6 protein-coding genes are annotated in these 10,408 nt (G+C 68.7%); 5 read left to right on the top strand and 1 reads right to left on the bottom strand.

Annotated features, from left to right (window positions below; genetic code table 11):
* The first annotated feature begins 6 nt into the window (after nucleotides 1-6).
* From BJ988_RS14300 to BJ988_RS14280, 5 genes are read left to right on the top strand one after another with little or no spacing between them, the layout of a single operon-like run.
* Nucleotides 7-1,212, top strand: a complete 1,206-nt coding sequence (locus BJ988_RS14300) for an acetyl-CoA C-acetyltransferase (RefSeq protein ID WP_008357824.1) — start codon at nucleotides 7-9, stop codon at nucleotides 1,210-1,212.
* Between the two features lie 42 nt (nucleotides 1,213-1,254).
* The gene (locus BJ988_RS14295) at nucleotides 1,255-3,411 is read left to right on the top strand and encodes a 3-hydroxyacyl-CoA dehydrogenase NAD-binding domain-containing protein (RefSeq protein WP_008357822.1); all 2,157 of its coding nucleotides are present in this window, start codon (nucleotides 1,255-1,257) and stop codon (nucleotides 3,409-3,411) included.
* A complete protein-coding gene (locus BJ988_RS14290) occupies nucleotides 3,401-4,444 on the top strand; it encodes an LLM class F420-dependent oxidoreductase (protein ID WP_008357821.1) in 1,044 nt (347 codons plus the stop codon). The genes BJ988_RS14295 and BJ988_RS14290 overlap by 11 nt, the downstream gene beginning before the upstream one ends.
* Nucleotides 4,444-5,595: an acyl-CoA dehydrogenase family protein gene (locus BJ988_RS14285; RefSeq protein ID WP_008357818.1), complete on the top strand. Its 1,152-nt coding sequence runs from the start codon at nucleotides 4,444-4,446 to the stop codon at nucleotides 5,593-5,595. The genes BJ988_RS14290 and BJ988_RS14285 overlap by 1 nt, the downstream gene beginning before the upstream one ends.
* A gap of 28 nt (nucleotides 5,596-5,623) precedes the next feature.
* A complete protein-coding gene (locus tag BJ988_RS14280) occupies nucleotides 5,624-7,252 on the top strand; it encodes an AMP-binding protein (RefSeq protein WP_008357816.1) in 1,629 nt (542 codons plus the stop codon).
* Nucleotides 7,253-7,346: 94 nt separating this feature from the next.
* On the opposite strand, the gene icmF is transcribed toward BJ988_RS14280, so the two are convergent.
* A complete protein-coding gene (gene icmF / locus BJ988_RS14275; RefSeq protein WP_008357814.1) occupies nucleotides 7,347-10,406 on the bottom strand; it encodes a fused isobutyryl-CoA mutase/GTPase IcmF in 3,060 nt (1,019 codons plus the stop codon).
* Nucleotides 10,407-10,408 lie beyond the last annotated feature (2 nt).

Below are 10,408 nucleotides of genomic sequence, written 5' to 3'. Positions count from 1 at the left end.
TCCCTAATGAGCACTGTTTTCATCTATGAGGCCATCCGCACACCACGAGGCAAGGTCAAGCGTGGCGCGCTCAACGCCACCAAGCCTGTCGACCTCGGGGTCGGTCTCGTCAACGAGCTGCGGGACCGACTGCCCGGTCTCGACTCCTCCTACATCGACGACCTGATCCTCGGCGTCGTCTCGCCGATCGGTGAGCAGGGCGGTGACCTGCCCAAGGCCGTCGCCCAGGTGGCCGGGCTCTCCGAGACCGTCGCCGGCGTTCAGGTCAACCGCTACTGCGCATCGGGTCTCGAGGCGACCAACCTCGCCGCGGCGAAGGTCGCCTCCGGCTGGGACCGGCTCGTGCTGGCCGGAGGGATCGAGTCGATGTCCCGCGTACCCATGCTCTCCGACGGCGGGCCGCTGTTCAATGATCCGACCACGACCTACGACGAGTACTTCGTGCCCCAGGGCATCGGCGCTGACCTGATCGCCACCATGGAGGGCTTCAGCCGCGAGGACGTAGATGCGTACGCCGCCGAGTCCCAACAGCGCGCCGAGAGCGCCTGGACCAACGGCTACTTCAAGCGATCGCTCGTCCCCGTCGTCGACCAGAACGGCGTGCTCGTCCTCGATCATGACGAGCACCGCCGACCCGGCTCCACCGTCGAGAGCCTCGGCACTCTCAAGCCGTCGTTCGAAGGTCCCGGCAAGCTCGGCTTCGACGCCGTCGCGCTGCAGAAGTACCACTGGGTGGAGCGGATTGACCACGTCCACACCGGGGGCAACTCCTCCGGCATCGTCGACGGCGCCGCGCTGGTCCTGGTCGGCAACGAGCAGGCAGGCAAGGACCTGGGGCTGGAGCCCCGCGGCCGGATCGTCGCGACGGCGATCACCAGCTCAGAGCCGACCATCATGCTGACCGGGCCCCGCCCGGCGACGGAGAAGGTCCTGGCGACGGCCGGCTTGACCCTGGACGACATCGACCTCTTCGAGCTCAACGAGGCCTTCGCCTCGGTGGTGCTCAAGTGGATGAGTGACCTGCACATCCCGCACGAGAAGGTCAATGTCAACGGCGGCGCCATCGCGATGGGCCACCCGCTCGGGGCAACCGGCGCGATGCTCGTCTCCACCATCCTCGACGAGCTCGAGCGCCGCGGGTTGCGGCGCGGTCTCGTCACGCTGTGTGTCGGCGGCGGCATGGGCATCGCCACGATCGTCGAGCGCCTGTGAACCGTGTCCGAGTCGAACCACGCCCGCACTGAAGGAGCCCCAATGAACGAGACCACCATCATCGGCTGGCAGCGCGACGAGGACGGCATCGTGACCCTCACGATGGACGATCCCGCCGGCTCGGCCAACACCCTGTCCGAGGCGTTCGTCGCCGAGCTGGTCGACACCGTCGCGCGGCTGCAGCATGAGCGCGACGACATCACCGGCGTCATCCTCACCTCGGCGAAGCGAACGTTCTTCGCCGGAGGCAACCTCAACGAGATCGTCCGGCTCGAGCCCGAGGACGCCACCCGGTTCACGGCGCATCTGGACCTGATCAAGGCCCAGCTGCGCTCATTGGAGACACTCGGGCGGCCGGTCGTCGCCGCGATCAACGGCGCCGCTCTGGGCGGCGGCCTCGAGCTCGCCCTCGCCACCCACCACCGCGTCGCCGTGGGCGGCCGGAACGTGCGCATCGGACTGCCCGAGGTCGGCCTCGGTCTGCTTCCCGCCCTCGGTGGCGTCACCCGGACCGTTCGGCACCTCGGCGTCACCACTGCGCTGGACAAGATCCTTCTCTCGGGCAGGGCCTACACCGCCGAGCAGGCGGCTGACCTCGGCCTCGTCGACGAAGTCGTCCCGACCGCAGAGGAGCTCGTGCCTGCCGCGAAGCGGTGGATCGCACAGAATCCGGATGCCGCGCAGCCATGGGACCGCAAGGGCTTCGCCGTCCCGGGAGGTACGCCCTCCAGTGGCCCGCTCACCGGTCAGCTGGCGTTGCTCTCGGCCGGCCTGCGCGCCCGCACCCATGGCTCCCCGGCGCCGGCCGAGCGGGCCATCCTCGCCGCCGCGGTCGAGGGGTCGGGGCTCGATCTGGAGACAGCTACCAAGGTCGAGTCGCGCTACTTCGTCGAGATCGCGACCGCGCAGATCGCCAAGAACCGGATCAACCTCACCTTCTTCGACACGCAGGCGATCAGGGCCGGGGCGAGCCGGCCAGAGGGCGAGCCCCCGTTCACCTCCTCCCGGCTCGGCGTCGTCGGTGCCGGAATGATGGGCGCCGGCATCGCCTACGCCGCGGCGAAGGCGGGTATCGAGGTCGTCCTTGTCGACGTGTCCCGCGAGGGGGCAGAGAAGGGCAAGGCCTACTCGGCGAAGCTCGAGACCAAGGCCGTCGACTCTGGGCGCCGCACCCAGGCCGACGCCGATGCGCTCCTGGGCCGCATCCACCCCAGCGACTCGGTCGACGACCTCGCCGACGTCGACTTCGTCATCGAGGCGGTCTTCGAGAACGCCGAACTCAAGGCCGACGTCTTCGCTCGCGTCGAGAAGGTCGTCGGCCGCGACTGCGTCCTGGGGTCGAACACCTCCACTCTCCCGATCGGGTCGCTGGCCGCCGCGGTGAGCCGCCCCGAGGACTTCGTCGGTGTGCACTTCTTCTCGCCCGTGGACCGGATGGACCTCGTCGAGATCATCAAGGGGCAGAAGACCTCGCCGCGGACACTGGCCCGCGCCTTCGACCTCGTCCGGCAGCTCGGCAAGACTCCGATCGTGGTCAACGACAGTCGTGGCTTCTTCACCAGCCGGGTGATCATCGCCCGCCTGAACGAGGCTGTCGCCATGGTCGGGGAGGGCATCGCGCCGGCCAGCATCGAGCAGGCATCCCTCCAGGCCGGCTATCCGGCTGGTGCCCTGCAGCTGCTCGACGAGCTCACGCTCACCCTGCCGCGGGCCGTGCGTGAGGAGGCCAAGGCCGCGGCGGCCGAGGCGGGCCAGGTGTGGCAGTCACACCCCAGCCACGACGTCTTCGACCGCCTCATCGACGAGCACGGTCGCGCCAGCCGTGCTTCCGGGGCCGGGTTCTACGACTACGACGAGTCCGGCCGGCGCACCGGCCTGTGGCCCGGACTCGCGGAGGTGTATCCCGTGGCGGAGGACCAGCCGCCCCTTCGCGACCTCGTCGAGAGACTGCTCTTCGCCGAGGCACTGGAGGCGTGGCAGGCGTACGCCACCGGCGTCATCACCCAGCAGGCCGACGCCAACGTCGGCTCATTGCTCGGCATCGGGTTCCCAGCCTGGACCGGTGGCGTGCTGCGCTACCTGGAGCAGTACGACGGAGGGATCGCCGGTTTCGGTCGCCGGGCCGACGAGCTGGCCGAGTCGTACGGTGAGCGCTTCCGTCCTCCGGCCTCGCTCGTGGAGGCGGGCCATGCGGATTGACGCCAACATCGGCGGCAGCGTCGATGGGACCGTGGGTGCGTCGTACGCCGAGCTGGTCGACCAGGTCCGCGACGTGGAGGCGGTCGGCTACTCAGGTGTGTGGTCCACCGAGGTGGCCCGCGACCCGTTCTTCCCGCTCCTCCTCGCTGCCGAGCACAACGAGAGCCTGACCGTCGGCACCGGCATCGCCGTGGCCTTCGCACGCTCCCCGATGACGATGGCCGCAGCAGCCTACGACCTGCAGACCTTCAGCAGAGGGCGGTTCGTCCTGGGCCTGGGATCGCAGGTGCGGGCACACATCGAACGCCGGTTCAGCATGCCGTGGTCGGAGCCGGCGGCCCGGATGGCGGAGTTCATCGGGGCGCTTCGTGCGATCTGGGGAAGCTGGCTCGACGGGGAGCGACTCCAGTTCGAGGGGCGCTTCTACCGACACACGCTGATGACCCCCATGTTCACTCCGCCGCATCACTCCTGGGGCCCTCCGCCGATCATGCTCGCAGCCGTCGGGCAGGCGATGACCAAGGTGGCGGCCACCCGCGCTGACGGTCTGATCGTGCACGGGTTCACGACCGAGCGCTATCTGCGCGAGGTGACCGTGCCGCTGGTGGAGCAGGGCCTGCGGGAGTCCGGCCGGAAGCGGTCGGAGTTCACCGTCATCTATCCGGGCCTGGTGGCGACCGGGAGCGACGACGCCCAGCTCGAGAAGGCCACCGCGGCCGTACGCAAGCAGCTCGCCTTCTACGGCTCGACGCCTGCCTACAGCAGCGTCCTGGACCTGCATGGCTGGGGCGATCTTCACGCCGAGCTGCACGCCCTCTCCGTCCGCGGGGACTGGGACACCATGACCGGCCTCATCGATGACGACGTACTCACGACCCTCGCCGTCGTCGGCTCTCCGGAGGAGGCAGGCGCCGAGATCCACCGGCGCTACGGCGATCTGGCGGACCGGTTCACCCTCTCCTCGCCGTACCCGATCCCCGTCGAGACCCAGGGGCGGCTCGTGGCCGCCGCTCGCGCCACCCAGGAGGCCTGATGGACTTCACCATCACCGAGGAGCACCGCGCACTGCGAGAGGCGGTGAGCGCGATCAGCCGCGAGTTCGGCAACGGCTACTACACCCAGAAGGCCGAGGCCCGGGAGTTCACTCTCGAGCTGTGGGAGGCCCTGGGCAAGCACGGCTTCGTCGGCGTCAACATCCCCGAGGAGTACGGCGGCGGCGGAGGTGGACTCGTCGAGCTGGCCATCGTCTGCGAGGAGACGGCGGCCGCGGGATCCCCGCTGCTCCTCCTCCTGGTGGCGAGTGCGATCAGCGGCGAGGTGATCAGCACCTTCGGCACGCCCGAGCAGCGCCAGGAGTGGCTGCCCAGGCTCGCGTCCGGGGCGGGACGTGTGGTCTTCGCCATCACCGAGCCCGACGCCGGCTCCAACACCCACCGGATCTCGACCGCTGCGGTCAAGGACGGCGACGGCTACGTGCTGCGCGGCCAGAAGCACTTCATCTCCGGGATCGATGTCGCCGACGCCGTGCTGGTGGTGGCTCGCACGGGCACCGACGATCGCGGGGACGCCGAGCTCTCGCTCTTCGTCGTCGACACCGACGCCCCGGGCCTGACCGCCCAACCACTCCCGGTCGCCGTGGCACTTCCGGAGAGGCAGTACACCCTCTTCCTCGACGACGTGCACGTCTCTGCGGACCGGCTCATCGGCACCGAGGGCGCCGGCTTCAAGCAGGTCTTCCACGGCCTGAACCCCGAGCGGGTCACCGGCGCCGCCCTGCTCGTCGGCATCGGCCGCTACGCCCTCGCCCAGGCCGCCGACTACGCCAACCAGCGCCAGGTCTGGGACGTGCCCATCGGATCCCACCAAGGCGTCTCCCACGCGCTGGCGAAGGCCAAGATCGAGGTGGAGGCGGCTGCCCTCGTCACCGCGAAGGCAGCCTGGCTGCACGACCAGGGGCTGCCCGCCGGCGAGGCTTCCAACATGGCCAAGTACCTGGCCGCCGAGGCCGCGCTGTCCGCACTCGATGCCGCGATCCAGTGCCACGGCGGCAACGGCGTGGCCAGCGAGTACGGCCTGATCCCGCTGTGGGGCCTGGCCCGCCTGCTCCGGATCGCGCCGGTCAACCGGGAGATGATCCTCAACTTCGTGGCCCAGCACTCATTGGGTCTGCCCCGCAGCTACTGAAGTCTCCACCCGCACAGGAGGTACGACGATGGCGTCGTCAGCACAAGATCTCGGTCGCAACCTCATCCAGCGTGTCAACGTCGGTGACAGCCTGACCCGGGCGGCCGCCCGGTACCCCGACCGGCTGGCGCTGGTCGACGGCGAAAGGCGCCTCGACTATCGCGAGCTCAACGCCCTGGTCAACCGGTTCGCCCACGGTCTCGTCGCCGCCGGATATGCGCGCGGGGATGCCCTCGCCCTCGCCTCCGGGAACAGCATCGAGTTCCTGGTGACGTACTACGCCTGCGCGAAGCTCGGCGTCGTCTGTGTGCCGATCAACCTCGGCTGGCGCAGCGACGAGATCTCCTATGTCCTGGGCCACAGCCGCGCTCGCGGCATCGTCGTCGAGCGGCAGCTGATCCCGAGTGTCGCCGAGGCGGTTGCCGAGCACCCGGCGGTGAGCCACGTCGTGGTCGTGCCGGGAACGGGCCTCGAGGGCGGCCAGCCGGGCCACACCCTGGTCGGGGCCGTCGAGTTCGGGGACCTCGTGGCAGCGGGTGAGGAGTCGGAGCCGGAGGCGTACGTAGCGGACCGTGATCCGCTGAGCTACCTCTACACCAGCGGGACGACCTCGTTCCCCAAAGGCGTCGTCGGCAACCACACGGCGATCTATCTGGAGTCGATGTCGATGGCTCTGGAGGCACGGTTCGACGAGACCGACCGGTTCGTGGCGCTGATGCCGATGTTCCACACCGCCCAGCTGAACTGTCATTGCACCGCCGCCGTCATGGTGGGCGCAGCCCTGTTCATCGAGCGGGGATTCGACGCCGGCCGGCTCCTGGACCTCATCGAGACCGAGAAGATCACGCAGATCTTCGCCCTCCCGATGATGTATCGGGAGATGCTCGATCACCCCGACATCGACCGCCGAGACCTCTCCAGCCTGCGCCGAGCGCTCTACGCCATGGCGACCATGCCGGAGGCGCAGCTGCGGCGATGCTTGGATGCCTTCGACTGCGACTTCTATCTCCTCTTCGGTCAGACGGAGATGAGCCCCACCGCGACGCTGTTCCGTCCTGAGCACCAGCTCAGCCACGCCGGTGCGGTAGGTACGCCGGTCACCAATGTCCAGGTGGCCGTCATGGACGAGGACGGCACACTGCTGCCCGCCGGCCAGGACGGCGAGATCGTCTACCGCGGGCCGCACGCGCTCACCGGCTATCTCGACAACCAGGAGGCCACCGACGAGGCCTTCGCACACGGTTGGTTCCACTCCGGCGACGTCGGCCACTTCGACTCCGACGGCATCCTCTGGTTCACCGATCGTCGCAAGGACGTCATCAAGACCGGAGGCGAGAACGTCGCTTCCATCGAGGTGGAGAAGGCGCTCTACGCCGCCGACCCGAACATCGCCGAGGCTGTGGTGGTCGGGCTGCCGCACGAGCGCTGGACCGAGGCGATCACCGCCATGGTCGTGCCCGCGCCGGGTGCGCTCGTCGACCCTGAGGTGCTCCGTGAAAAGCTCCGCGGTCACCTCGATGCGTACAAGATCCCGAAGACGATCGTGGTCTCCGACGGGCTCCCGAAGACCTCGACAGGGAAGATCCAGAAGAACGTCCTGCGCAAGAGCCACTCGGGCCTGTACGCGCCGGACGGCGACACCGAGCCCAGCATCTGAGCACACGCTCCCGCGTGGCCCACACGAGACGCCGCCCCTGTCTGGGCATCTAGCCCAGGCAGGGGCGGCGTGTTGCGTGACGAGGTCTGCGCGGTCAGACGTTGCGTCGGTACTGCCCGCCGACCTCGAAGAACGCCTCGGTCACCTGCTGGAGGGTGCAGACTCGGGCGGCGTCCATGAGGACCGCGAAGACGTTGTCCCCGGCGACGGCCGCGTCCTTGAGGCGGGCGATGGCCTTGGCGGCCTCGTCGCGGTGCGTCTCCTGGAACTGGTGTACGCGCCGCAGCTGGGAGTCCTTCTCGGCCTCGGTGGCGCGTGCCAGCTCGATCTCGACGGGGGAGGCGTCGGAGTCGGGCTTGACGAAGGTGTTGACGCCGATGATGGGCAGCGTCCCGTCGTGCTTGCGGTGCTCGTAGAGCATCGACTCGTCCTGGATCTTGCCGCGCTGGTAGCCGGTCTCCATCGCGCCGAGCACGCCGCCGCGTTCGTTGATGCGGTCGAACTCGGTGAGCACGGCGCTCTCCACCAGGTCGGTGAGCTCGTCGATGATGAACGAGCCCTGGAGTGGGTTCTCGTTCATGGCGAGGCCCCACTCGCGGTTGATGATGAGCTGGATCGCGAGCGCTCGGCGTACGGACTCCTCGGTGGGTGTCGTGACGGCCTCGTCGTAGGCGTTGGTGTGCAGTGACTGGGCGTTGTCGTAGATCGCGATCAGGGCCTGCAGCGTGGTGCGGATGTCGTTGAAGTCCATCTCCTGTGCGTGCAGGGACCGGCCGGAGGTCTGGACGTGGTACTTCAGCTTCTGCGAGCGCTCGTTCGCGCCGTACTTCTCCTTCATCGTGATCGCCCAGATGCGGCGTGCGACGCGGCCGAGCACGGAGTATTCGGGGTCCATGCCGTTGGAGAAGAAGAAGGACAGGTTGGGTGCGAAGTCGTCGATGTCCATGCCGCGAGCCAGGTACGCCTCGACGTAGGTGAAGCCGTTGGCGAGCGTGAACGCGAGCTGGCTGATCGGGTTCGCCCCGGCCTCGGCGATGTGATAGCCGGAGATCGAGACCGAGTAGAAGTTGCGGACCTGCTGCTGGATGAACCATTCCTGGATGTCGGCCATCATCCGCAGCGAGAACTCGGTGGAGAACAGGCAGGTGTTCTGGCCCTGGTCCTCCTTGAGGATGTCGGCCTGCACGGTCCCGCGCACGTTCGCCATGGCGTACGCGACGAGCTCGTCGTGTTCCGCCTTGGACGGCTGCCGGCCCTCCTGATCGACGAACCTGGCGACCTGCTGGTCGATGGCGGTGTTGAGGAAGAACGCCAGCACGGTCGGCGCGGGTCCGTTGATGGTCATGGACACCGAGGTCGTGGGGGAGACGAGGTCGAAGCCGTCGTAGAGCACCTTCATGTCGTCGAGCGTCGCCACCGAGACGCCGGAGGTGCCGACCTTGCCGTAGATATCCGGGCGCAGATCCGGGTCGCGCCCATAGAGAGTGACCGAGTCGAACGCGGTGGAGAGGCGGGTCGCGTCGCCGTCCTGGCTCAGGATCTTGAAACGCCGGTTGGTACGCGCCGGGTCACCCTCGCCGGCGAACATCCGCGCCGGGTCCTCGCCGTCGCGCTTGAACGGGAACACCCCGGCGGTGTAGGGGAAGTAGCCGGGAAGGTTCTCGCGACGCCAGAAGCGGACGAGCTCACCGTGGTCGGTGAAGCGCGGGAGCGCGACGCGGGGGATCTGGTTGCCCGAGAGCGACTCACGGGTCAGGCGGGTATGGATCTCGCGGTCGCGCACCTTCACGACCTGCTCCTCACCCGAGTAGGAGTCCACGATCGCCGGCCATGCCTCGATCTGGTCGGTGACCTCGTGGGGCAGGTCACGGTGCGCGGACTCGAGGAGGTCGTCGACGCCCGAGGTCTCGCTGTCTGCGGCGACGAGCTCGCCCTGGACGATCTCCAGCCGCTGCACGCGTCCTGCCGCGGCGGCGAGCCGCTCGGTCTGGGCATGGAAGCCGCGGACGGCCTCGGTGATCTCGGCCAGGTAGCGCACCCGGTCGGTGGGTACGACCTGGCGGATGCCGGAGGAGTGGCGGACGTCGACCTCGGTGAGAGCTCCCTCGGTGACCGGCAGGCCACGGCTCGCCAGGTCGTCGCGGAGGTGCTGGTAGAGCGCGGTCACGCCGTCGTCGTTGAAGGTCGCGGCCGAGGTGCCGAAGACGGGCATCTGGTCCGGCTGCTGGTCGAAGGCCTCACGGTTGCGCACCAACTGACGCCCGACGTCCCGCATCGCGTCCATCGCGCCGCGGCGCTCGAACTTGTTGATGGCGACGGTGTCGGCGAAGTCGAGCATGTCGATCTTCTCGAGCTGCGAGGCAGCACCGAACTCGGGAGTCATGACGTAGAGGCTGGCGTCGACGTAGGGCACGATCGCCGCGTCGCCCTGGCCGATGCCGGGCGTCTCCACGATGACCAGGTCGAACCCGGCAGCCTTGATGACGTCGATGACATCGCTGAGGTGCTCGGGCACCTCGTGGGCGCCACGGGTTGCCAGCGAGCGGAAGAAGATGCGGTCTCCGTCGAGGGAGTTGGCTCGGATCCGGTCGCCGAGCAGCGCGCCGCCGCCCTTGCGTCGCGTCGGGTCGACGGCGATGACCGCGATGCGGAGCTTGTCCTGCTGGTCGACCCGGAAGCGGCGTACCAGCTCGTCGGTCAACGACGACTTGCCGGAACCGCCGGTTCCGGTGATGCCGAGAACGGGCGTACGTCGCGCGGCGGCTGCCGACTTGAGGGTGGAGAGGACGTCGTCGGGCAGCTGGCCGGCCTCGGCACCCGTGATGGCGCGAGCGATGGCGAACCTGTCGCCCGAGACGACGCTGTCGGCCGTGACCGCCTTGGCCGCCCAGACGCTGGTGGGGTGCACCTGGAGGAGCGACCCCAGGCGCGTCATCGGCATTGGTCCCGAGCGCGAGAACGACAGCAGCCGCAGGACCTCGTAGCGAGCGAAGGTCAGGTCCAGAGGCCGCAGCACGGTGTCGATGCGCTCCATGAGCAGCTGCTGCACGCGCGCGACCGACGTCACCATCGCCATCCCGTCGGCGGCGTCGGCCCAGTCGTGACTGACCCACTGCCTGTGTGCCTCACGGATGGGATCTTGGTCGGCGCGCATGC

Origin of the sequence: Nocardioides panzhihuensis (assembly GCF_013408335.1) — a bacterium.
Lineage (GTDB): Bacteria > Actinomycetota > Actinomycetes > Propionibacteriales > Nocardioidaceae > Nocardioides > Nocardioides panzhihuensis.
This window is presented reverse-complemented; position numbering and strand designations above follow the sequence as displayed.

What these genes read in the sequence shown, in the direction of transcription:
- BJ988_RS14300 (WP_008357824.1), top strand. Translation starts at nt 7, where the DNA reads ATGAGCACTGTTTTCATCTATGAGGCCATCCGCACACCACGAGGCAAG.
- BJ988_RS14295 (WP_008357822.1), top strand. Translation starts at nt 1,255, where the DNA reads ATGAACGAGACCACCATCATCGGCTGGCAGCGCGACGAGGACGGCATC.
- BJ988_RS14290 (WP_008357821.1), top strand. Translation starts at nt 3,401, where the DNA reads ATGCGGATTGACGCCAACATCGGCGGCAGCGTCGATGGGACCGTGGGT.
- BJ988_RS14285 (WP_008357818.1), top strand. Translation starts at nt 4,444, where the DNA reads ATGGACTTCACCATCACCGAGGAGCACCGCGCACTGCGAGAGGCGGTG.
- BJ988_RS14280 (WP_008357816.1), top strand. Translation starts at nt 5,624, where the DNA reads ATGGCGTCGTCAGCACAAGATCTCGGTCGCAACCTCATCCAGCGTGTC.
- icmF (WP_008357814.1), bottom strand. Translation starts at nt 10,406, where the DNA reads ATGCGCGCCGACCAAGATCCCATCCGTGAGGCACACAGGCAGTGGGTC.